The following is a 20,803-nucleotide window of genomic DNA, read 5'->3' on the forward strand; positions in this document are numbered from 1 at the left end:
AGCATGACGACCGCATCGGCGCCGGGCGGCAGCGCGTTCGCCCCGGGCGCGAGCAAGGGCGCGAGCACGGGCACGGGCACGGGCACGGGCACAGGCACGGTCACGGGCACGGGCACGGGTACGGGCGCGGGCACGGCAGTCCCGGTCCCCGCCGCCACCAGCGCGGCAGCGGCCCCCGTCGCGTCGTCCGGCGCCGATGCGGATGCGGCCACCGCCGCCCGTCGCACCGGGGCCCGGGCCCGCCGCCGCCCCGGCCTCGCCTGGCTCGGCCTCACCCCGTTCGCCGCGTACGTCCTGCTCTTCCTGGCCGTCCCCGCCGTGATCGCGGTCGGCAGCGGGTTCTCCACCGGCGACGGGCGGTTCACGCTCGCGAACCTCGCAGCGCTCCGTGACCCGTCCGTCCTCCGCGCGTTCGCCGGTTCGTTCGGCCTGTCCGCGGTCTCGGCCGTGATCGGCGCCGTCGTCGGTGCCCTGGTCTGCTGGGCGCTCGCCGCGCTCCGGCCCGACGGGCTCGTCCGCTCGATGATCGACTCCGCCGCCAGCGTCCTCGCACAGTTCGGCGGCGTGATGCTCGCGTTCGCGTTCATCGCCACGATCGGCGCGCAGGGACTGGTCACCACCTGGCTGGTGTCGGCCTTCGGTCTCGACCTCAACGCGAACGGGACCCTCCTGTACACCGTCCCCGGTCTCGTGATCCCGTACGTCTACTTCCAGGTGCCGCTCATGGTCCTCACGTTCATGCCCGCCCTCGAGGGCGTCAAGCCCCAGTGGGGCGAGGCCGCCGCCACCCTCGGCGCCTCGCGTGCGACCTCATGGCGGCGCATCGCCCTGCCCGTGCTCGCGCCGGCGTTCTGGGGGTCGCTGCTCCTGCTCTTCGCGAACGCGTTCTCGTCGTTCGCCACCGCGGCGGCACTCATCTCGCAGGGCGGCATCGTGCCGCTGACGATCCGCGCGCAGCTCACCAGCGAGACGATCATCGGTCTGCAGAACGTCGCGGGTGTGCTCGCCCTCGGCATGGTCGTGGTCATGGCGGTCGTGATGGGCGCCTACTCGCTGCTCCAGCGTCGCGCTGCGCGGTGGCAGCGGTGACCGCCGTCTCGTCGGTCCGCCCCGTGGCCGCCGCATCCCGGCCTGGAGGCCCCACCCGCGTCGGCCGCTTCGGCGTCGCTCCGTCCCGGGGCGCCGCCGTCGCCGTGCTCGCCCTGGTCGGACTCGTCGTCGCCGTGCCGCTGGTCGCCCTGGTGCAGTTCACGTTCCGCCAGGGCACCGACGGGGCGCTCACGCTCGATCACTACGCCGCGATCGTCGACCCGGCGAACGCGTCCACCTACCAGCCGGTGTTCGACGGCCTCGCGTCGTCCCTGCTCATCGCGGTGATCACCGTCGCGATCGTGCTGCTCGTGCTCCTGCCCGCCCAGATCGTCACCGCGCTCCGCTACCCCCGCCTGCGCCGCGTGCTCGAGTTCGTCTGCCTGGTGCCGATCACGGTGCCCGTCGTCGTGCTCGTCGTCGGCTTCATCCCCGTGTACCAGGTCGTCGCGCAGGTGTTCGGCTCCGGCGCGTGGACCCTGGCCTTCGCGATCGGCATCGTGTCGCTGCCGTTCGCGTTCCGCCCGATCGCCGCGGCGCTGACCTCGGTCGACGTCACGGTGCTGTCCGAGGCCGCTCGCTCGCTCGGCGCCTCGTGGTGGACCGTGACGTGGCGGATCCTGCTGCCGAACCTCCGCCGCGGCATCACCGCCGCGTGCTTCCTGACCGTCACGGTCGTCCTCGGCGAGTACACCCTCGCCTCGTTCCTGTCCCGCACCACGTTCCAGACCGCGCTCGTGCTCGTGCAGCAGACCGACCCGTACGTGGCCGCGATCTTCTCGCTCGCCGCACTGCTGTTCGGTTTCGTGCTGCTCGTCGTCATCGGCCGGGTCGGCGCGGGCCGCCGGCGCACCCCGAAGGAGTCCACATGACCGTCACCGCTCCCGCCGCCCCGGCGTCGCTGTCCACCGAGGGGGCGACCGTCGAGCTCGAGGCGGTCGAGAAGCACTACGGCTCCCACCGTGCGCTCGCCGGCCTGTCGCTCCGCATCGAGCCCGGCGAGTTCGTCTCGCTGCTCGGGCCGTCCGGCTGCGGCAAGACCACCGCGCTGCGTGCGCTCGCCGGTCTCGAGGCGATCGACGCCGGCGCGATCCGCATCGACGGAGCGGACGTCGCCGCGGTGCCGGTCGAACGACGCGACATCGGCATGGTGTTCCAGCAGTACTCGCTCTTCCCGCACATGACGGTGCGGCAGAACGTGTCGTTCGGCCTCGAGATGCGGAAGGTCGCCGCCCCAGCACGTCGCGAGCGCGTCATCGAGGCGCTCGACATGGTGCACCTCGCCGGCCTCGCCGACCGGTTCCCGCACCAGCTCTCCGGCGGGCAGCAGCAGCGGGTCGCCCTCGCCCGTGCCCTCGTCACCCGCCCGCGCGTGCTCCTGCTCGACGAGCCGCTGTCCGCGCTCGACGCGAAGGTGCGGGTGTCCCTGCGTGACGAGATCCGCCGCATCCAGAGCGACCTCGGCATCACGACCGTCTTCGTCACCCACGACCAGGAGGAGGCACTCGCCGTCTCCGACCGCATCGCGGTGATGAACGCCGGCGGCATCGAGCAGGTCGGGACGCCCGAGGAGCTCTACCGACACCCCGTCTCGGCGTTCACCGCGGACTTCGTCGGGCAGTCGAACCGCCTGCGTGGCGACCTGCGCAGCGGCGACGTGTTCGTCTACGGCTTCCGCGTCCCGGCGCTCGCAGCGGACACCGCGGACGGTCCGGTGCTCGCCTACGTCCGCCCCGAGGACGTCGCCTTCGCCGCCGAGGGCGTCACCGGCACCGTCGTCACGTCGAGCTTCCTCGGGTCGATCCGGCGCACGACGGTCCGGCTGGACGACGACACGGTCGTGACGGTGCAGCACGAGGTCGGCGACCGCCGCGCCGCTGGCGACGCCGTGGCCCTGCGACTGCTCGGCGCCCCGGCCGCGGTCGCTCCGCTCGCGTAGCGACCCCGTGCTCGGACCGTCCCGCCGAGACCCGGGCTGAGCGACGGATCGCGGGCCGCGCCGCCCGGGATCCGTCGCTGGACGCGAGACCCGACCCCGGCCGGGGCGACCAGGTGCCGGTCGGGGGGGGGGGGGGGGGGGGGGGGGGCCCCCGCCCCCCCCCCCCCCCCCCCCCCCCCCCCCCCGCCCCCGCGCCCCCCCCCCCCCCCCCCCCCCCCCCCCCCCCCCCCGGCCCGCGAGTCCTCACGACTGTGATTGACTCCCCGGACATCTCCTGGTCATGGATGTGGAACATCGGTACGAGAGTCTCTCCTCACTGAACCGAGGAGGTACTGATGGGTTGCAAGATCGGGCTGTTGATCGCGAGCGTCGTCGTGGTCGCAGGGGCAGTGGTGCCTGTTGCACAGGCGCACGCGGAGCCGAACTCCGTGCGTGAGGCGAAGCAGCTGTTGCAGACGACGGACTTCGACTCGGTGCTGCGACAGCTGCGGGCTGCAGACCTCGTCGAGTCCGAACGGGACGACCCGGACGGGCACCACGCGGTGGTCACGCTCGGCGACGGACTCGAGCTCGACGTCGTGCGGCCGAAGGGCGATGCTCGCCTGGGCGGAGGCTACGACGCTGGAGGGCAGTACGTGACGTTCAACCAGTACGACCAGAACCTGCTGTACAACGGAGCTGGCTTCGTGCTCGGTGCCGCGATCTGCGCGATCCCCGCAGTCGGCCAGCTCGCTTGCCTCGCCGTGCAGGCGATCATCGCAGTCGGCGCCGCCTACCTCGCGACGATCAAGGGGACGTGCAAGAACAACAAGCAGCTGAAGGTCTACTTCTCGAACAACCACGCTGCGCGTACGGGTTGCGTGTGAGCCCTCGTCGAGCTCGTGTCGTCACCCTCGTCCTGGTCGGGTCCGCGGCGGTCGTGATCCTGACAGCGGCACAGACGGCCACGGACGTGCCGTGGCTCGTCGTCGCGATCCGGGTCAGCATCGGGATCGTGTCGGTGCTCGTCGGATGCGGGCTCGTCCGGCTGCGGTCTCGCGGAGTGTCACGGGAGCGGCACGGGCCCCGGCCTCGGGGTCGCGGTCGCTAGGTGAACGCGCCCTGGTCGGCGGAGGGTCAGCGCTCGAAGCGCGCGGCCGGCTCGTCGGACAGGCCCGCCCGGACCCGTTCCAGCATGTCCGCGGACATCTCCGGCAGGGCGTCGAGCCGCGCCCAGAACGCCTCGGTGTTCTCGCCGTCCGCGGGGGCGGGCGTGCCGGACACGTACCGGCACGCGAAGACCAGGTCGAGGTACTGCGCCCGGTCACCGTTCGGGTAGGTCATCTCGGGCAGGACGTGCACCCAGGTCAGGCGCTCGGCGACCGCGACGACGTCGGCCTCCTCGAGGACCTCGCGCTCTGCGGCGACCGCGGGTTCCTCACCCGGGTCGACGATCCCCGTCACCGGCGTCAGCGCGCCGTTGTCCGCGCGCCGGACGACGAGCAGTTCGCGGTCGGGGCCCTCGCCGCGCGTGACGACGGCGGTGATGCCCGTCATCCACAGCGGATCGTTGCCGACCTTCTCGCGCAGGGACAGGACGAAGTCAGGGGTGGGCATGCCCCCACGCTACCGACCACCCCTGTCGGCGACTGGTCATGACCAGTAGGGTGAGGGCGTGGAGATCATCATCCTGTCGACGCCGGCCGAGGTCGGTCGTGTCGCTGCCGCCAAGATCGCCTCGGTCGTGGCCGAGAAGCCGTCCGCCGTCGTGGGTCTCGCCACCGGGTCGAGCCCGCAGGGCATCTACGCCGACCTGCGTCGTCGGGTCGAGGCGGGCGAGGTGTCCTTCGCCGCGGCCCGCGGGTTCGCCCTCGACGAGTACGTCGGGATCCCGCTCGAGCACCCGGAGTCGTACGCGTCGGTGATCCAGCGCGACGTCGTGGAGCCGCTCGGGTTCGACCCCTCGCGGGTGCGGGTGCCGGACGGCCGCGCGACGGACCTGGCGTTCGCGGCGAAGGAGTACGACGCTGCGATCCGGGCCGCCGGCGGGGTCGACGTGCAGATCCTCGGGATCGGGGCGAACGGGCACATCGGGTTCAACGAGCCGACGTCGTCGTTCGCGTCCCGCACCCGCATCAAGACCCTCGCACCGTCCACGCGTGAGGCCAATGCCCGCTTCTTCGACTCGCTCGATCAGGTGCCGACGCACTGCATGACGCAGGGGCTCGGCACGATCCTCGAGGCGCGTGAGCTCGTCCTCGTCGCGCAGGGCTCGGCGAAGGCCGACGCCGTGGCCGCCGCGGTCGAGGGGCCGCTGTCGTCGTTCGTGCCCGGGTCGGCGTTGCAGCTGCACGAGCACGCGACCGTCGTGGTGGACGAGGAGGCCGCAGCCGGGCTCCGTCTGGCGGACTACTACCGGTACACGTACGCCAACAAGCCGGAGTGGCAACGCTTCGAGTGACGCCTGCCGAGCGGGATCAGCGGGCGGACGCCAGGCGCGCCATCCCCTCGCGCAAGGTCTCCTCGGAGCAGCCGAAGTTGAGCCGGGCGTGGCCGATGCCCGGCTGCCCGAAGTCGCGACCGTTCGTCAGCGCGACCTTCGCCCGGTCGACCAGCCGCAGGGCGGGGTCGTCGCCCCACGGCAGGGCCCGCAGGTCGAGCCAGGCCAGGTAGGACGCCTGCGGCTGCCGGTACCCAGCACCGGGCAGGGCCGAGCCGAGCTCCTCGGCGAGCACACGGCGGTTGCCGGCCAGCTCGGCGAGCAGCGACGCGAGCCACGGCTCCCCGTCACGGAAGGCGGCGACGCTCGCGGTGTACCCGAGGATCCCGGTGCGCTCGACGACCTCGACGGGCAGCCCGTCGAACCAGCCGCGCGCCCGCTGAGACGCCCCGACCATGAGCGCACACTTCGTCCCGGCCAGGTTCCACGCCTTGCTCGCGCTCGTCAGGGCGACGCCGTGCTCGATCGCCTCGGGTCCGCAGGTGAGGAACGGGGTGAACACCGCGTCCGCGTGCACGAGCGGGGCGTGGATCTCGTCGGAGACGACGACGGCGTCCCACTCCGCGGCGAGCCGGGCGAGTGCCACCAGGTCGTCGCGGGCGTGCACGAGCCCGAGGGGGTTGTGCGGGTTGCAGAGCAGGACCGTCCGGGCGCCGCCGGCGAAGGCGCGCTCGACCCCGGCGAGGTCCATCCGCCATCCGGCCGTGGTGTCGAACGGGTCGGGTTCGCCGTCCGGGGCGAGCAGCGGCACCTCGGTCACGGTGCCGCCGGCCTCGCGGACGTACTCCCAGAACGGCGGGTAGACGGGCGGCATGACGACGACCTGGTCGCCGGGGTCGACGACCCGTCGGAGCATCTCGACCGCCGCCACCGACACGTCGGTGGTGGTCCGGACGAGGTCGGGGTCGACGTCCCATCCCCACCGGCGGTCGGCGAAGTCGGCGAAGACCTCGGGCAGCACCCGGGTGTGCCCGACGTACCCGGTGTCCCCGTTGCGGACAGCGCGCTCGAGGGCCTCGCGCACCGGCTCGGCGGGGACCGAGTCCATCTCGGCGACGAACATCGGCAGGACCTCGGGCGGGTAGGCGGTGTACTTCTCGCTCGTGCGGGTGCGCTGCGCATCGAACACCGAGATCATGACGCTCATGCGGCCATCCTGACAGCGCCGGCCGCGGACGTCACGCGACCGACGTGCCGAGCAGTTCCTCGGACAGTTCCCACACGCGTCGGGCGTCCTCGGCACTGCGGAGCGGCTTCCACAGCGGCGTCCGTCCGGGCGCTCCGCCGACACCGCCGGCACCCGTCGGACCCACGAACCCGCCGTCCCGCACGGCCGGGTCGGTGGCTGCGACGAGCGCCGGCAACCCGGCGGTCCTCGGGGTCCCGACGAGCAGGCCCCGAGCGGACAACCAGCGGATCACCCGGACCTGCGGGGTGTCCCCGCTCCGGCCGAGCTCCGGGCGCGCGGCGAGCAGGCTCGTCGGCGCGACGCCCGGGTGCGCGAGGTTGCTCGTGATGCCCCATCCGCGGTCGGCGCTCCGTCGGGCGAGCTCGAGCCCGAACAGGCCGAACGCGATCTTCGACTGCCGGTACGCGCGCATCCCGTCGTAGCTCCGCTCCCAGTTCGGGTCCTCCCAGTGCACGGCGCCGCTGCGCGCGACGATGCTGATCTGCGACGTGACGTGGCCGCGCGCCGCACGGAGCAGCGGCAGGAGTCCGCGGACGAGTGCGACGTGTCCGAGGTGGTTCGTGCCGAGCTGCAGCTCGAAGCCGTCGGCCGTGGTCTGCCGCTCGGGTGGGGTCATGACCCCGGCGTTGCCCACGAGCAGGCCGACCGGCTGACCGGCCGACCGCATCGACTCCGCGAACGCGTCCACCGAGGCGAGGGACGACAGGTCCATCGCGCCGAGCTGCACGTCGGCGTCCGGGTGTTCGCGGAGCACCCGGATGCGTGCGGCCTCGCCCTTGCTCGGGTTGCGCACGGGGAGCACGACCGTGGCGCCGGCGCCCGCGAGTGCCGTCGCGATGCCCAGGCCGATGCCGTCGCTCGCACCGGTGACGACGGCGCGGGTGCCGTCCAGTCGCGGCAGGGTGATGTCGATGGGTCGTGTCGGCACGGTGGTCTCCTCGGGATCGTCGCCCGTCGTCGGGCTGGTGCCAGCCTGCGTCGGCGGCCGGACCGCAACCAGGACCTGACGGACCGTGGCTGCGGAGGACGCGGACCGGCGAGGATGGGCCCGTGATCGATCGACCGGCGCTCGGCGCCTTCCTCCGCGGACGCCGGGAGGCCCTGCAACCGTCCGACGTCGGCCTCCCGCCGGGACAGCGGCGCCGGACCTCCGGGCTGCGCCGCGAGGAGGTCGCGGCGGTCTGCCACATGTCCCCGGACTACTACGCCCGGCTCGAACGGGGCACCGGTCCGCAGCCCTCCGAGCAGATGGTCGCCGCGATCGCGCAGGGGCTCCACCTGAGCCGGGCGGAACGCGACCACGTCTTCCGCCTCGCCGGGCACCGACCGCCGGAGTCCGGCGCGGGCTCGGACCACGTGGGCCCGGGCATGATGCGCATCTTCGACCGCCTGGTGGACACGCCGGCCGAGGTCGTCACGGAACTCGGCGAGACGCTCCTGCAGACGCCGCTCGCCGCCGCACTGTTCGGGGACGCGAGTCAGCGGCAGGGGCCGTCGCGCTCGATCGGCTGGCGCTGGTTCACCGAACCGGGTGCGCGGGACCTCTTCCCGCCGGAGGACCGCGACACCACCGCGCGGCTGTACGTGTCGTCACTGCGTGAGGTCGCGACCCGGCGCGGTCCCGGGTCCCGGGCAGCGCGGCTCGCGGACGAGCTCCTGCAACGCTCCGACGAGTTCCGGACGCTGTGGGACCGGCAGGAGGTCGGCCTCGTCCCGGGGACCGTCAAGCGCTACGACCACCCGGAGGTCGGCCGACTCGAGCTGCACTGCCAGGTGCTCCTCGACCCGGAGCAGGCGCACGTGCTGCTCGTCTACACCGCCGTCCCCGGGACCGAGAGCCACGACCGACTCCGGCTGCTGTCCGTCGTCGCGGCCTGACACCGTCGCCGGATCGTGACCACCCGTCCGCGATCGATCGGTGACGATGGACGCATGCGTCGGGGGACGAGGGGACTCGCCACGGCATCGGCCGTGCTGGTGCTCGTGACGACCGGCTGCGCCGGCATCGGGCCGACGGCGTGCACGGCGATCGGTCGGACCGACACCGTCGCCGTCGAGGTCCCGGGTTCCGCGGACCCGGCGTCCGGCGTCGCGGGCATCGTCGTCTGCCAGGGCCCGGACTGCACGCCCGGGGTGCCGCCCGAACCAGCCGTGCCGACCGCCCCTGGGGAAGCCACACCGGGCGCGCCAGCGGTCGGGACACTGCCGGACGGCACGGCGCCGACGGCAGTGCTCCCCATGGTCGAACACGACGGGGACGTGTGGTCCGTGCCGACCTCGTCGGACACCGCGGGACGCGGGCACGTGGCGGTCCTCGGCGCGGACGGCCGGGTGCTCGTCGAGCGTGGCGTCCACTTCACGTGGGTACGGCACGGCGGGTCCGAGCAGTGCGGTGGGCCCTCGACCGCCGAGGTCGTCGTCCGGCTGCCCTGACCGCCGGCATCCGTGACCCACCCGACTCCCGACCTCGACCGGTAGAAGTGGGGGACCGCATCCGACGCACGAAGGAGTGCCCCATGCCGGACCGCCACGCACCGCTCGACCCGGAGTCGCTCCCGGAGCCGGTCGACGTCAGCGACAACACCGAGGCGCTGCGTGCCGTGCACGAGGTCGTCGCCGCCGGACCCTTCGACGCGACGTGGGAGTCCCTCGCCGCCTACGAGCCTCCACGCTGGTACGAGGACGCCAAGTTCGGGGTCTTCCTGCACTGGGGCGTGTACTCCGTCCCGGCGTTCGGCAACGAGTGGTACTCCCGCGAGATGTACCGGCAGGGCACCGAGGCCTTCGACCACCACGTCGCGACCCACGGCGAGCACCGCGACTTCGGGTACAAGGACTTCATCCCGTCGTTCACGATGGAGCACTTCGACCCGGCCGCGTGGGCAGCGCTGTTCCGTCGTGCGGGTGCGCAGTTCGTCGTGCCCGTCGCCGAGCACCACGACGGGTTCGCGATGTACGACACGGACCGGTCCCGCTGGAGCGCCGCACGGATGGGGCCACGGCGCGACGTCTTCGGCGACCTCTCCCGAGCGGTCGACGAGGCGTGGATGGTCCGCGGCGCCTCGTCGCACCGTGCCGAGCACTGGTTCTTCATGAACGGCGGTGCCCGGTTCGACTCCGACGTGCTCGACCCGCGGTGGTCGGACTTCTACGGTCCCGCGCAGCGTGAGGAGACGGCTCCGAACGAGCGGTTCCTCGAGGACTGGCTCCTGCGCACCGTCGAGGTCATCGAGAAGTACCGGCCGCAGGTGCTCTGGTTCGACTGGTGGATCGAGCAACCGGCGTTCGCCCCGGTGCTGCAGACCCTCGCCGCGTACTACTACAACCGGGCGGCCGAGTGGGGACGCGAGGTCGTCATCAACTACAAGTGGGGAGCCTTCGCGCCCGGCACCGCGGTGTACGACATCGAGCGCGGAGCCGTGGCGGGCACCGAGCCGACCGTGTGGCAGAACGACACGTCGGTGTCACGGACCTCCTGGTGCTGGGTCGAGGGGCACGAGTACAAGAGCGTGCGCGAACTCGTCGCCGAGCTCGTCGACGTCGTCGCGAAGCGCGGGGTCCTGCTGCTCAACGTCGGCCCGAAGCCGGACGGCACGATCCCGGTCGAGGAGCAGCGCCTGCTCGAGGGCATCGGGCACTGGCTCGGCCTGCACGGCGAGGCGATCTACGGCACCCGGCCCTGGACCGTACCGTCCGAGGGACCGACCGCGGTGACCGCCGGGTCGTTCGTCGACGCTGCCGCTCCGGCGTACACGGCGGAGGACGTCCGCTACACCGTGCGGCACGACGTCACGGGCGACTCCCTCTACGCGGTCCTGCTCGCCCAGCCCGACGACGGCGTCGTACGACTGCGGTCGCTCGGGTCGGCGTCGGCGCTGCTCACCCGCACGATCAGCGACGTCGCGGTGCTCGGCTCCGGGACCGTCACGCGGTGGGACCGGACCCCGGACGCCCTCGAGGTGGAGGTCAGCGGCTCCACGACCGAGGACAGCGGACCCGTGCTGCGGATCCGCTTCGCGCCGGAGACGGAGCAGCCCCGCCAGGACCACCTGCACCAGTGACCGTCCGGCGGGAGCGCGTGGACGAGGTCACGCGCCGGCGGTGTCGGCGTGCATCCAGAACGGCGACCAGTGGTACCCGTCCGGGTCGTCGAACTGCCGCTGGTACATGAACGGGTACTCGTCGGTGTCCCCGGTCCGCCCGCCGGCAGCGCGGGCCCGCTCGACCAGCTCGTCGACGGCCTGTCGGCTGTCGAGGTCGAACGAGAGCGTGACCTTCGACGGGGTGTCCGGTCCACCCACCATGTCCTCCGTGCCGCCGACGCTCGCGTAGGCCTCGCGGCTGCTGAGCATCAGGTACTGGTCGGTCCCGAACACGACGCACGCGACGTCGTCCCGGGACATCCGCGGGTCGATGGTCCACCCGAGGGCCGTGTAGAACGCGGTGGCGCGCTCGACGCTCTCGACCGGGCAGGAGACGTAGAGCGCCATGCGGAGATGGTCCCGCCGCGCGCCGCCCGGGTCAAGACCTTGCGGGCACCAGCTCCCGGCCGGCGCCCCACACCCGGTGCACCTCGAGCGCGGGGGAGAGCGCCACGAGGTCCGCTGCGTACCCGGGCGCGACCCGGCCCAGCCGGTCCCCGAGCCCGAGCGCCGATGCCGGCACGCTCGTCAGCGCCGCGACCGCCTCGGGCAGCGACGCTCCGGCGGCCGACACGGCGAGCCGCAGCGCCGCGTCCTGCGTCAGCGTCGAGCCCGCGATCGTGTCCGTCCCGGCGACGCGCGCGACGCCGTCCACCACGTCCACCGTCAGCGACCCGAGCGCGTAGGAGCCGTCGGGCGACCCGGCCGCGGCCATCGCGTCGGTGATCAGTGCGACGCGCCCCGGCGCCGCACGGAGCAGCACGCGGGCGACGGCGGGGTGCACGTGCACACCGTCGAGGATGAGCTCGAGCGTCACGCGGTCGTCCTCGGTCGCCGCGGCGATCGGACCCGGCGCCCGGTGGTGCAACCCCGGCATTGCGTTGCACGCGTGGGTGAGCACGGTGGCACCGGCGTCGAAGGCCGCCCGGGCCTGGTCGTACGAGCAGACGGTGTGTCCGACGGCGACGGCGACCCCGGCGTCGACGAAGCGGCGGACGGCGTCCAGCGCTCCCGGCAGCTCGGGCGCGATCGTGACCTGCCGCAGGACCCCGGCACCCGCGTCGAGCAGGGCGTCCACGGCCGCCGGCGACGGATCGACCAGGTGGGCGGCGTTGTGGGCGCCCCGGTTGTCGGGGGAGAGGAACGGCCCCTCCAGGTGCGCGCCGAGCACGAGCGGGTCCGTCGCGGCGACGGTGCGGATGCGCTCGAGCGACGTCGCGAGCGCTGCCGAGGGGTTCGCGACGAGGGACAGGACCGAGCGGGTCGTCCCGTGCGCCCGGTGCACGGCGAGCGCCGCGTCGAAGGTGTCGTCCTCGTAGGCCGCGCCACCACCACCGTGCCCGTGCAGGTCGATGAACCCGGGCGTCAGGACGGCGTCGCCGAGGTCGACCACGTCCGGGGCGCTGGGCGCGTCGGCGCCGGACCCCACCGCTTCGATCACGTCGCCGGCGAGCAGGACCCACCCGTCGGCCGTGGAGCCGGCCTCGTCGACCAGGCGACCGGCTCGGACCAGCGTGCGCCGCGCCTCCAGACCGGACCCGGAGCCGGAGCCGGACCCGGAGCCGGACCCGGACCCTGACCCGGAGCCGAACCCGGACCCGGAGCCGAGGCCGGACACCGACGCAGGCCCGGAGCTCACGCCGTCTCCCGCCGGAACGCGACCACGCCGGAGAGCGCCGCGACCAGCACGAAGACCAACCCGACCACCGGGTGCCCGAGCGACACCCAGGCGCCGCCGGCCGCGATGACCAGCGCGGTCTCGACGACCACCTTGCCCACCACGTCGGTGTCGATCGGCGAGCGCGGCGAGCGGAAGAGGAACCAGACGACCGCGGCGAACAGCGGTGCCCCGACCATGAACAGCGCGCCGGGGAACGGGAACGGCCACGCGAGGTAGCCCCAGTACGCCAGTGACAGCAGCCCGAACGCGCACACCAGCACGCGCAGCACCGTCCAGCCGGAGACGGAGGCCCGGCGGCGTGCGGGTGCCGGATCGGTGGGCGGCGGGACGTCGCCCCGGTCGACGGGACTCTGCGGTGCGTTCGTCATGCGGTGCCTACCTGAAGATGATCGTGCGGGCGCCGTCGAGGAGGACGCGGTCCTCCGCGATCCAGCGCACCGCCTGCGTCAGCGTCCGGGACTCCTCGTCCTGGCCGATCGAGACCAGCTCGGCGGGCTCCTTCGTGTGGTCGACCCGGACGACGTTCTGCTCGATGATCGGGCCCTCGTCGAGGTCGCTCGTCACGAAGTGCGCCGTCGCACCGATGAGCTTGACGCCGCGCGCGTGCGCCTGCCGGTACGGGTTGGCGCCCTTGAAGCCGGGCAGGAACGAGTGGTGGATGTTGACGGCGCGGCCCTCGAGCGCGGCGCAGAGCTCCGGCGACAGGATCTGCATGTAGCGGGCGAGGACGACGAGTTCGATGTCGTGCTCCTCGACGGCCTCGAGGATCCGCTGCTCCATCGCCCGCTTCGCGTCCGCGTCGGTGACCGGCCGGTGCTCGAACGGCACGGAGTAGAACGCCGCCAGCCCGGACAGGTCGGCGTGGTTCGACAGCACGAGGGGTACCTCGATCGGCAGCTGGCCGCCGCGCTGCCGGTAGAGCAGGTCGTTCAGGCAGTGCCCGGCCTTCGACACGAGCACCAGGGTGCGCATCGGACGCCCGACCACGTCGAGCTGGACCCGCATGCCGTAGCGCTCGACGACGGGTGCGAGGGCCTGCTCGAACGTCTCGCGGTCGACCGGCGCCATGACCTGCAGGCGCATGAAGAACGAGTTCGTGTCGGCGCTCGAGAACTGTTGCGACTCGGTGATGTTGCCGTTGGCCGCGACCACGGCTCCGGAGACGGCGTGCACGATCCCGGGCTGGTCGTCGCAGACGAGCGTGAGGGTCCAGTGCGTGGGGTTCGGGGCGGTCACGGAGATCAGGGTACCGGGGCGCTCCGGCGTTCCTGCGGTTCGGCCGGGAGGCCCGTGGCGCGTCCGACGTGCGGCCCACGTCGCCGACAGGCCGGGGCTGACCCCTCGGGCGCCGCGTCCACAGGGGCTGGTCCTGTCGTGGGGGGCATCGGTACCCTGGAGAGGGGAGGGTGCGATGACGATCGACTCAGCGGTGCGGGTCCGCACCCAGGCCACGCGCGGCTTCGCCGTGCCCGCCAGCTTGGACGATCTCACGGGCCCGGCCGAGGGCTCGCTCCGGCTCCCCGACACGGTGTACTGGGGGCCCGACCCGGTCGTCGACCTGGCCTACTGGGACGATGTCGCGAAGGCGTACGAAGCAACCCTGCGTGAGGGCACGCTCGCTGACGTCCAGGCCCTGGTCAGTCCGGCGGTCCTCCGGCGATGGTGGTCGCGGCTCTTCCTGCCCGTCCGGATCCGATGTGCGTGGGAGAGCCGGTTCCCCGAACTCGTCTCGTGATCGCGAGCGAGGCGATGCAGCGACGCGTGGCGTCGATCGCGCTCGCCGCGACGAACGACTCCGGGTTCGCGCTCGCTGGTTCCGGCGCCATCCGTGAGCACGGGTTCACGTGCCGTCCTACTGCTGACGTGGACCTCTTCACGGACCGACGGGACGCAGGTGGGTTCGAGCGCGCTCTCGGCGATGTCATCGCGCAGCTCGCCTCCGAGGGCTTCGTCGTCACCGTCGCCAGACGCTTCGAGCTCTTCGCCAGGCTGCGGGTCACGCTCGATGGTGAGGTGGTCGAGGTCGACCTGGGCGTCGACTGGCGCGCTCGGCAACCCGTCGTGCTCGCCCTCGGCCCGGTGCTCGACGAGTACGACGCGGTGTCGAACAAGGTTGCAGCCTTGTTCTCGCGTGCGGAAGCGCGAGACTACCTCGACGTCGACGCGATCCGCCGGAGCGGGAGGTTCTCGGACGCCGAGCTCCTCGACGGCGCAGCCGAACACGACGACGGCTTCGATCGACAGCTCTTCGCCGAGGCGCTCCGACAGGTGCGGAGGATCGGTTCGCGGCGTGTGCGTGAGTACGGCGTGACCCCCGCCGAGTTGGCGGGTGTCGAGCGGAGGCTGACCGACTGGGCCGACCAGATCGAAGCGGCGTTCGGCGCCGAGCACTGACGCGCCACGTCAGCGCCGGTCCGCCCGCGCCAGCGCCCGGTCCGCGAGCGTCAGCACGCTGAGCAGCACGCCGACGCCGAGCATCACCCACGCGAGCACGTGCAGGTCCGGCGTGGTCGGGGCCTGGCCGAACACCCCGCCGATCAGCGAGGACGCCGCGATCGCGCCGATGTAGATGCTCGTGCGCGACAGTCCGGCGGCGGTACCGATGTACTCCGAGGGCACCACCGTGTACAGCGCCGCCTGGTTCGACACCGACGCCAGCGCCTGCGGCACCCCGAACAGCGCCGGCACGACGAGCAGCAGCACGAGCGGCGACCCGGCGTGCAGCAGGAGCAGGAGCCCGGCGCCGACCAGGGGGACGAGCGCCGCGACGACGAGCGGCCGGCGGACGGCGGTGCGTCGGGCGACCATGAACGACACCACCCCGGCGACGACGGCTGCCGGGAGCTGCAGGTACCCGGCGACGTCGCTCGGGTAGCCCGCGACGTCCTGCACCCACTGCGAGAACCCGTACGTCATCGTGTAGGCGAGCAGGTAGGTCAGGAACAGTCGCGCGTAGGTGCGGGACAGCGCGCCGTTCCGGACGAGCAGGCGGACGTCGACGAAGGGCTTCGTCGCGCGCAGTTCCCAGAGCACGAGCGCCACGAGCAGCACGACGGCGACCGCGAGCAGCCACCAGAGTCCGGCGCCGAGGTCGAGCAGGAACACCAGGAGCGCCGACACCGTGCCGGTCATGAGCACCATGCCGAGCGGGTCGAGCGCGGTCCGGACCGGCAGCTGCTCGGCGTCACGGGGTCGGAGCCGGTCGGACGGCAGCCACATCGCGGCGACGACGAGGCCGAACACGGCGAGCGGGACGTTCACCAGGAAGATCGCGTGCCAGCCGAACGCCGCGATCAGTGCGCCGCCGAGGGGCGGCCCGGCCGCAGCGGAGACCAGCGAGGTGATCGAGAGCGCCCCGAGCACGAGCGGCGGTGTCGGCTTCCCGATCCTGGCGGAGTGCTGCCGCAGGGTGGTGAGGGCGGCCGGGTACGCCGACGACGTCCCGATCCCGATCAGCACCCGTGCGGCGACCGCCCCGCCGAACCCGGTCAGCACCTCGGGCACGACACCGGCGACGCCGACGATCACGAGTCCGGTGAGGAAGACCTTCTTCGGGCCGAACCGGTCGGCGAGCTTGCCCATCGTCGGCTGCGCGACCGCGCTCGCCAGGTAGAGCGCGGCGACGAGCCAGATCGCCTGCGAGGCACCGATGCCGAGGTCGCGGGAGATCGGCGCGAGGGCGACGGACACCATCGTCGTGTTGATCGGGTTGAGCAGCGGACCGACCAGGACGGGGACGAGCAGCTTCGGGCCGAAGCCGCTGCCGCCGGTGGTGCCGGCGTCGGGGACGGTCGGGACGGGGGAGGTCGACGTGGACGTGGCGGGCTTCTTCCTGGGGTCAGTCGTCGGTGAGCGGCGTGAGGATCGCGAGGGCGCGCGCGACCGTCACCCGGTCCTCGTCGGGCAGCGCGGCGAGACGGTCCGCGAGCACCCGGGTCCGGGTGGTCCACGCGTCGGCGCGGGCTCGGGAGCCCGTCTCCGTGGCCCGGACGAGCGTGCGGCGGCCGTCCGTCGGGTCGGGGCGACGCTCGGCGAGCCCGAGGTCGACGAGGGCCTGCACGGTCGCGCCCATCGACTGCGGGCGGACTCCCTCGGCGCGCGCGAGGTCGGCGACGGTGCTCTCGCCGTGGCGCAGGAGCCGACCGAGCGCGGCGGTCTGGGACGCGGTGACCTCGTCGGCCTTCCCGGCGAGCAGCGTGCGGCGGATGCGACCGTGCAGGGTCAGCAGGTCGTCCGCGAGCGTGTCGATCGGTTCCACGGTGGAACAGTACGACTGAACAGGGCACCTTGCAAGGTTGCCTTCTGATCAGATGGTGCCGACCCCTCGTTGCTCGCCCGGATGCGCGACCACCGCGACCACCGCGGCCACCGCGACCACCGCGACCAGTTGACGGGCCGGGGCGGACGAGGCGGAACGTGCGCCGCGCCTCCCGGCCGTCCCGTCAGCGGGTGGTGAGGGTCGTGACGAGGTGTTCCTGCACGTACCCGATCCAGTCGTAGACGTCGCGCAGACCGAGGCCGGCGTCCCCGGAGGACGAGGCCTCCTCCGACGCGGCGTCGGTGATGCCGAGCCGCTCCGCGATCGTCAGCCGCAGGTCGGTGAGGCACCGCAGCCAGGCCTGCTCGTCCGGCGGGGTCATCGCGCCGTCCCGCGCACCGGTCAGCCAGTCGTGCACGACGTCGGCGTTCGCGGTCTTCTGGGTGAGCAGGTCCGCCTGCGTCCAACGGCGGAACTCGTCGCTCGCCTCGGTGTCCGACGGGTAGGCGTCCGGGAACATCCGCGCGGCGACGGGGTCGGACGCGAGGTCACCGCCGAGCACCTGCTGCAGCTGTTCGGTGAGCGACGTGAGGACGGCGCGCTCGCCCTCGGACATGGCGAGGTGCACACCGTCCTGGCGCCGGCTGAAGGGGATCACGCGTCCGGTCCCGCCGCGCGGTCGACGGTGGCCTGCAGGCCGTAGCCGTGCATGGCCTCGACGTGGCGCTCCATGGCCTCGCGGGCGCCGGTCGCGACGATCGCCCGGCCGTCGTCGTGCACCTGGCGCATGAGTCGCTCGGCCCGGGCGTGCGAGAAGCCGAAGTAGCTCTGGAAGACGTAGGTGACGTAGGACATCAGGTTCACCGGGTCGTCCCAGACCACGGTGACCCACGGCACGTCGAGGCGCGCGGCGAGGTCGGTGCGCTCCTCGACGTCGGGGCTGATCAGCGTCATGCGTCGACGGGGATGCTCGGGTGCATGTCCCCAAGGGTGACACGAACGTGCGCGCTCGGTACGATCGACGGGTCGCGACTGGCGTTGGATGGGTCACCATCGGGGAGCGACACCTGACACGGAGCGCGGCCGTACGCCTGGGCCGCGCCCACCCGTCCACCTCGTCGCGTCCGCGCGGCGACTCAGACAACGAGGAGTCCCGTGTCCATCACCGATCTGACGCCCGCCACCGCGCAGTCCACGTTCAACGCCCCGCTCGCCGAGGTCGACCCCGAGATCGCCGCCGTGCTGCAGAACGAGCTCGGCCGCCAGCGCGACACCCTCGAGATGATCGCGTCCGAGAACTTCGTCCCGCGCGCCGTCCTCGAGTCGCAGGGCTCCGTCCTGACGAACAAGTACGCCGAGGGCTACCCGGGCAAGCGCTACTACGGCGGCTGCGAGTTCGTCGACGTCGCCGAGCAGCTCGCCATCGACCGGGCGAAGGCCCTGTTCGGTGCCGCCTACGCGAACGTGCAGCCGCACTCCGGCGCGAGCGCGAACGCCGCGGTGCTGCACGCCATCGCCTCCGCCGGGGACACGATCCTCGGCCTCGAGCTCGCCCACGGCGGTCACCTGACGCACGGCATGAAGCTCAACTTCTCCGGCCGCATCTACGACGCGGTGTCCTACGGCGTCGACCCGGAGACGTTCGAGGTCGACTACGACGACATCCGTGCGAAGGCCATCGAGCACCAGCCGAAGGTCCTCATCGCCGGCTGGTCGGCGTACCCCCGCCAGCTCGACTTCGCGAAGTTCCGCGAGATCGCGGACGAGGTCGGCGCGACGCTCTGGGTGGACATGGCGCACTTCGCCGGGCTCGTCGCCGCGGGCCTGCACCCGTCGCCCCTGCCGCACGCCCACGTCGTGTCGTCGACGGTGCACAAGACGCTCGCCGGTCCCCGCTCGGGCATCATCCTGTCCAACGAGGAGTCGCTCTTCAAGAAGCTGAACTCCGCGGTGTTCCCGGGCCAGCAGGGCGGTCCGCTCATGCACGTGATCGCGGCGAAGGCCACCGCGTTCCTGCTCGCCGGCCAGCCGGAGTTCAAGGACCGCCAGGAGCGCACGCTGCGCGGTGCCCGCCTGCTGGCGGACCGGCTCACGCAGCCCGACGCGAAGGCCGCCGGCATCGACGTCCTCACCGGTGGCACCGACGTGCACCTGGTGCTCGTCGACCTCCGTGAGTCCGAGGTCGACGGCAAGCAGGCCGAGGACCTTCTGCACGAGGTCGGCATCACCGTGAACCGCAACTCCGTCCCCTTCGACCCGCGCCCGCCGATGGTCACCTCCGGTGTCCGCATCGGCACCCCGGCGCTGGCGACCCGCGGCTTCGGCGACGCCGAGTTCACCGAGGTGGCCGACATCATCGCGCTGACGCTCATGCCGAACCCGGACATCGCAGCGCTCTCGGCACGGGTGAAGGCCCTGACCGACGCGTTCCCCCTGTACGCGTGAGCGCCGCGCTCCCACGTGAGCGCTGGGCGGGGGAGGGCAGTGCCGTCCGCATCGACGGCACCGCCCTCGCCGCGCGCACGCTCGACGACCTGAAGGTCCGCATCGACCGCCTGCACGACCACGGGTTCCGGCCCGGGCTCGGCACGATCATGGTCGGCGCGAACCCGGGGTCGGTGTCGTACGTCGCCGGCAAGCACAAGGACTCGGCACAGATCGGGCTCGACTCGGTCCGCATCGACCTCCCGGAGACCGCTTCGGCCGCCGACATCCGCGCCGCGATCCTGCAGATGAACGACGACCCCCGGGTCACCGCGTTCATCGTGCAGCTCCCGCTGCCGCAGGGCATCGACCCGATCCCGATGCTCGAGCTGATGAACCCGGCGAAGGACGCCGACGGCCTGCACCCGACGAACCTCGGTGAGCTCGTGCTCGCCGTGCCCGGTGGGGCCGGCACGATCGACGCCCCGCTGCCGTGCACCCCGCGGGGCATCGTCGCGATGCTCGAGGCCTACGACGTCCCGATCCGCGGGCAGCACGTGACGATCATCGGCCAGGGCCTGACGGTCGGTCGTCCGCTCGGCCTGCTGCTCACCCGGCTCGAGGCGACCGCCACCCTCACGCACTCGCTGACCGAGGACGTCGCCGCCGAGTGCCGTCGCGCCGACATCATCGTCGCCGCGGCCGGGGTCGCCGGGCTCGTGCAGCCGGACTGGGTCAAGCCGGGTGCTGCGGTCATCGACGTCGGCATCAGCCGCGTCGTCTCCCCGGAGACGGGCAAGGCGAAGCTGCGCGGCGACGTCGACCCCGCCGTGGCGTCCGTCGCCGGGTTCCTGTCGCCCACGCCCGGCGGGGTCGGGCCGATGACCCGCGCGATGCTCATGAAGAACGTCGTCGAGGCGGCCGAGCGCCACCTGCGGTAGCGCGAGCCCGGTCGCCCGAGACTCGGCCAGGCGGACACTTCCGTCCCCTGTGCAGGACGAAACTGTCCGCTCGGCCGAGTCTCGGTGTGCGGCTTCGGACGGGAGGCGCGGATCACCCCCGCCACGCGCCTCCCGCGGTGCTACGGTCACGCCATGGGGGACGAACGACAGCTGACCGAACCGGTGCTGCGCCCGCGGCCCGAGCCGTCGCAGCTCACGAAGGACGCCCGCTGGCTGGTCCTCATCGTGGTGCTCTGCATCCTGTTCCAGCAGCCCGGCTCGAGCTGGAGCGCGACCTTCGTCCACGCCGGGCAGGAGTTCGACTTCCGGTCGTCGCCGGCCTTCGGGACGACGCTCCTGACCATCGGCATCGCCCTCGTCGGGTTCGCCGTCGCGGTCGCCCGCCGAGGCGCGAGCCGGTTCGACGAGCACACCGTGATGGGACTCACCCTCGCCGGCGTGCTCGGCGTCACCGTGGCGGTGTGGCTGCTCATGCCCGTGCAGACGGCGTGGGTGCAGTGGGCCGTCGAGCACGGTCGGACGCACCCGTTCGTGCTCGGGAACGTCGTCGAGACGACGCGGTACGCCGACTACGGAGGCTGACCGGCGGGCCGGCGGGCCGGCGGGCCGGCGGGCCGGCGGGCCGGCGGGCCGGCGGGCC

24 protein-coding genes and 1 riboswitch are annotated in these 20,803 nt (G+C 72.8%); of the genes, 13 read left to right on the forward strand and 11 right to left on the reverse strand.

What is annotated here, in order from left to right; genetic code table 11:
* The first annotated feature begins 3 nt into the window (after positions 1-3).
* The 4 genes from PIJ49_RS09115 (at position 4) to PIJ49_RS09130 (ending at position 3,894) form a co-directional block, all read left to right on the forward strand.
* Positions 4-1,089, forward strand: coding sequence for an ABC transporter permease (locus tag PIJ49_RS09115; protein ID WP_334212822.1), 1,086 nt, complete (start codon positions 4-6; stop codon positions 1,087-1,089).
* Positions 1,090-1,112: 23 nt separating this feature from the next.
* The gene (locus PIJ49_RS09120; protein ID WP_271826395.1) at positions 1,113-1,961 is read left to right on the forward strand and encodes an ABC transporter permease; all 849 of its coding nucleotides are present in this window, start codon (positions 1,113-1,115) and stop codon (positions 1,959-1,961) included.
* Positions 1,958-3,028 (forward strand): ABC transporter ATP-binding protein, encoded by a 1,071-nt coding sequence (locus tag PIJ49_RS09125; protein ID WP_271826396.1) that lies wholly within the window; start codon positions 1,958-1,960, stop codon positions 3,026-3,028. Before PIJ49_RS09120 ends, PIJ49_RS09125 begins: the two co-directional genes overlap by 4 nt.
* Before the next feature lie 335 nt (positions 3,029-3,363).
* Positions 3,364-3,894 (forward strand): hypothetical protein, encoded by a 531-nt coding sequence (locus PIJ49_RS09130; protein WP_271826397.1) that lies wholly within the window; start codon positions 3,364-3,366, stop codon positions 3,892-3,894.
* A 250-nt stretch (positions 3,895-4,144) separates the two neighbouring features.
* Here the strand turns inward: PIJ49_RS09130 and PIJ49_RS09135 are convergent, their stop codons facing one another.
* Positions 4,145-4,624: an NUDIX hydrolase gene (locus PIJ49_RS09135; RefSeq protein ID WP_066656787.1), complete on the reverse strand. Its 480-nt coding sequence runs from the start codon at positions 4,622-4,624 to the stop codon at positions 4,145-4,147.
* Between the two features lie 58 nt (positions 4,625-4,682).
* Between PIJ49_RS09135 and nagB the strand changes: the two genes are divergently transcribed.
* Positions 4,683-5,468, forward strand: coding sequence for a glucosamine-6-phosphate deaminase (nagB, locus tag PIJ49_RS09140; RefSeq protein ID WP_066656784.1), 786 nt, complete (start codon positions 4,683-4,685; stop codon positions 5,466-5,468).
* A gap of 16 nt (positions 5,469-5,484) precedes the next feature.
* Here the strand turns inward: nagB and PIJ49_RS09145 are convergent, their stop codons facing one another.
* Both PIJ49_RS09145 and PIJ49_RS09150 read right to left on the reverse strand, forming a co-directional pair.
* Entirely contained in the window at positions 5,485-6,654 is a 1,170-nt protein-coding gene (locus PIJ49_RS09145; RefSeq protein ID WP_271826398.1) for a MalY/PatB family protein, read from the reverse strand.
* A 31-nt stretch (positions 6,655-6,685) separates the two neighbouring features.
* Positions 6,686-7,624, reverse strand: coding sequence for an SDR family oxidoreductase (locus tag PIJ49_RS09150; RefSeq protein ID WP_251160973.1), 939 nt, complete (start codon positions 7,622-7,624; stop codon positions 6,686-6,688).
* 122 nt (positions 7,625-7,746) lie between these two features.
* Here PIJ49_RS09150 and PIJ49_RS09155 point away from each other — a divergent pair, with 122 nt between their 5' ends.
* The 3 genes from PIJ49_RS09155 to PIJ49_RS09165 all read left to right on the forward strand — a co-directional run bounded on the left by PIJ49_RS09155 (position 7,747) and on the right by PIJ49_RS09165 (position 10,757).
* Entirely contained in the window at positions 7,747-8,574 is an 828-nt protein-coding gene (locus PIJ49_RS09155) for a helix-turn-helix transcriptional regulator (protein ID WP_209685366.1), read from the forward strand.
* A gap of 54 nt (positions 8,575-8,628) precedes the next feature.
* Positions 8,629-9,129 (forward strand): hypothetical protein, encoded by a 501-nt coding sequence (locus PIJ49_RS09160; RefSeq protein WP_271826399.1) that lies wholly within the window; start codon positions 8,629-8,631, stop codon positions 9,127-9,129.
* Positions 9,130-9,212: 83 nt separating this feature from the next.
* Complete coding sequence (locus PIJ49_RS09165; RefSeq protein WP_271826400.1) at positions 9,213-10,757, forward strand: alpha-L-fucosidase; 1,545 nt, start codon at positions 9,213-9,215, stop codon at positions 10,755-10,757.
* A gap of 27 nt (positions 10,758-10,784) precedes the next feature.
* Here PIJ49_RS09165 and PIJ49_RS09170 read toward each other — a convergent pair whose 3' ends face one another.
* The 4 genes from PIJ49_RS09170 to purU form a co-directional block, all read right to left on the reverse strand.
* Positions 10,785-11,186: a VOC family protein gene (locus tag PIJ49_RS09170; protein ID WP_271826401.1), complete on the reverse strand. Its 402-nt coding sequence runs from the start codon at positions 11,184-11,186 to the stop codon at positions 10,785-10,787.
* A 31-nt stretch (positions 11,187-11,217) separates the two neighbouring features.
* Positions 11,218-12,369, reverse strand: a complete 1,152-nt coding sequence (gene nagA, locus PIJ49_RS09175) for an N-acetylglucosamine-6-phosphate deacetylase (protein ID WP_374109585.1) — start codon at positions 12,367-12,369, stop codon at positions 11,218-11,220.
* A gap of 104 nt (positions 12,370-12,473) precedes the next feature.
* Entirely contained in the window at positions 12,474-12,887 is a 414-nt protein-coding gene (locus PIJ49_RS09180; RefSeq protein ID WP_271826402.1) for a YrdB family protein, read from the reverse strand.
* A 7-nt stretch (positions 12,888-12,894) separates the two neighbouring features.
* Entirely contained in the window at positions 12,895-13,755 is an 861-nt protein-coding gene (purU, locus tag PIJ49_RS09185; RefSeq protein WP_066656765.1) for a formyltetrahydrofolate deformylase, read from the reverse strand.
* A gap of 175 nt (positions 13,756-13,930) precedes the next feature.
* On the opposite strand from purU, the gene PIJ49_RS09190 reads away from it, so the two are divergent.
* The gene (locus PIJ49_RS09190; RefSeq protein WP_271826408.1) at positions 13,931-14,254 is read left to right on the forward strand and encodes a transcriptional regulator; all 324 of its coding nucleotides are present in this window, start codon (positions 13,931-13,933) and stop codon (positions 14,252-14,254) included.
* The gene (locus PIJ49_RS09195; RefSeq protein ID WP_271826403.1) at positions 14,251-14,913 is read left to right on the forward strand and encodes a nucleotidyl transferase AbiEii/AbiGii toxin family protein; all 663 of its coding nucleotides are present in this window, start codon (positions 14,251-14,253) and stop codon (positions 14,911-14,913) included. The genes PIJ49_RS09190 and PIJ49_RS09195 overlap by 4 nt, the downstream gene beginning before the upstream one ends.
* A gap of 9 nt (positions 14,914-14,922) precedes the next feature.
* Here PIJ49_RS09195 and PIJ49_RS09200 read toward each other — a convergent pair whose 3' ends face one another.
* The 4 genes from PIJ49_RS09200 to clpS form a co-directional block, all read right to left on the reverse strand.
* Positions 14,923-16,263 carry an MFS transporter gene (locus PIJ49_RS09200; RefSeq protein ID WP_334212823.1) on the reverse strand — a complete coding sequence of 447 codons (1,341 nt, stop codon included), beginning with the start codon at positions 16,261-16,263 and terminating at the stop codon, positions 14,923-14,925.
* Positions 16,264-16,357: 94 nt separating this feature from the next.
* Positions 16,358-16,777, reverse strand: a complete 420-nt coding sequence (locus PIJ49_RS09205) for a MarR family winged helix-turn-helix transcriptional regulator (RefSeq protein ID WP_209685378.1) — start codon at positions 16,775-16,777, stop codon at positions 16,358-16,360.
* A 184-nt stretch (positions 16,778-16,961) separates the two neighbouring features.
* Positions 16,962-17,435 carry a DUF2017 family protein gene (locus tag PIJ49_RS09210; RefSeq protein WP_066656760.1) on the reverse strand — a complete coding sequence of 158 codons (474 nt, stop codon included), beginning with the start codon at positions 17,433-17,435 and terminating at the stop codon, positions 16,962-16,964.
* Complete coding sequence (clpS, locus tag PIJ49_RS09215) at positions 17,432-17,731, reverse strand: ATP-dependent Clp protease adapter ClpS (protein ID WP_066656757.1); 300 nt, start codon at positions 17,729-17,731, stop codon at positions 17,432-17,434. The genes PIJ49_RS09210 and clpS overlap by 4 nt, the downstream gene beginning before the upstream one ends.
* Positions 17,732-17,795: 64 nt before the next feature.
* A riboswitch (ZMP/ZTP riboswitch) is annotated at positions 17,796-17,881 on the forward strand.
* A 51-nt stretch (positions 17,882-17,932) separates the two neighbouring features.
* Here clpS and glyA point away from each other — a divergent pair.
* From glyA to PIJ49_RS09230, 3 genes are all read left to right on the forward strand, one after another.
* The gene (gene glyA, locus PIJ49_RS09220; protein WP_442874623.1) at positions 17,933-19,222 is read left to right on the forward strand and encodes a serine hydroxymethyltransferase; all 1,290 of its coding nucleotides are present in this window, start codon (positions 17,933-17,935) and stop codon (positions 19,220-19,222) included.
* Positions 19,219-20,142, forward strand: a complete 924-nt coding sequence (locus PIJ49_RS09225; RefSeq protein WP_066656755.1) for a tetrahydrofolate dehydrogenase/cyclohydrolase catalytic domain-containing protein — start codon at positions 19,219-19,221, stop codon at positions 20,140-20,142. The genes glyA and PIJ49_RS09225 overlap by 4 nt, the downstream gene beginning before the upstream one ends.
* 153 nt (positions 20,143-20,295) lie before the next feature.
* Positions 20,296-20,745 (forward strand): hypothetical protein, encoded by a 450-nt coding sequence (locus PIJ49_RS09230; protein WP_271826404.1) that lies wholly within the window; start codon positions 20,296-20,298, stop codon positions 20,743-20,745.
* Positions 20,746-20,803: the final 58 nt, after the last annotated feature.

Origin of the sequence: Curtobacterium uvaldense (assembly GCF_028307415.1) — a bacterium.
In the GTDB taxonomy this organism is placed as follows: Bacteria; Actinomycetota; Actinomycetes; order Actinomycetales; family Microbacteriaceae; genus Curtobacterium.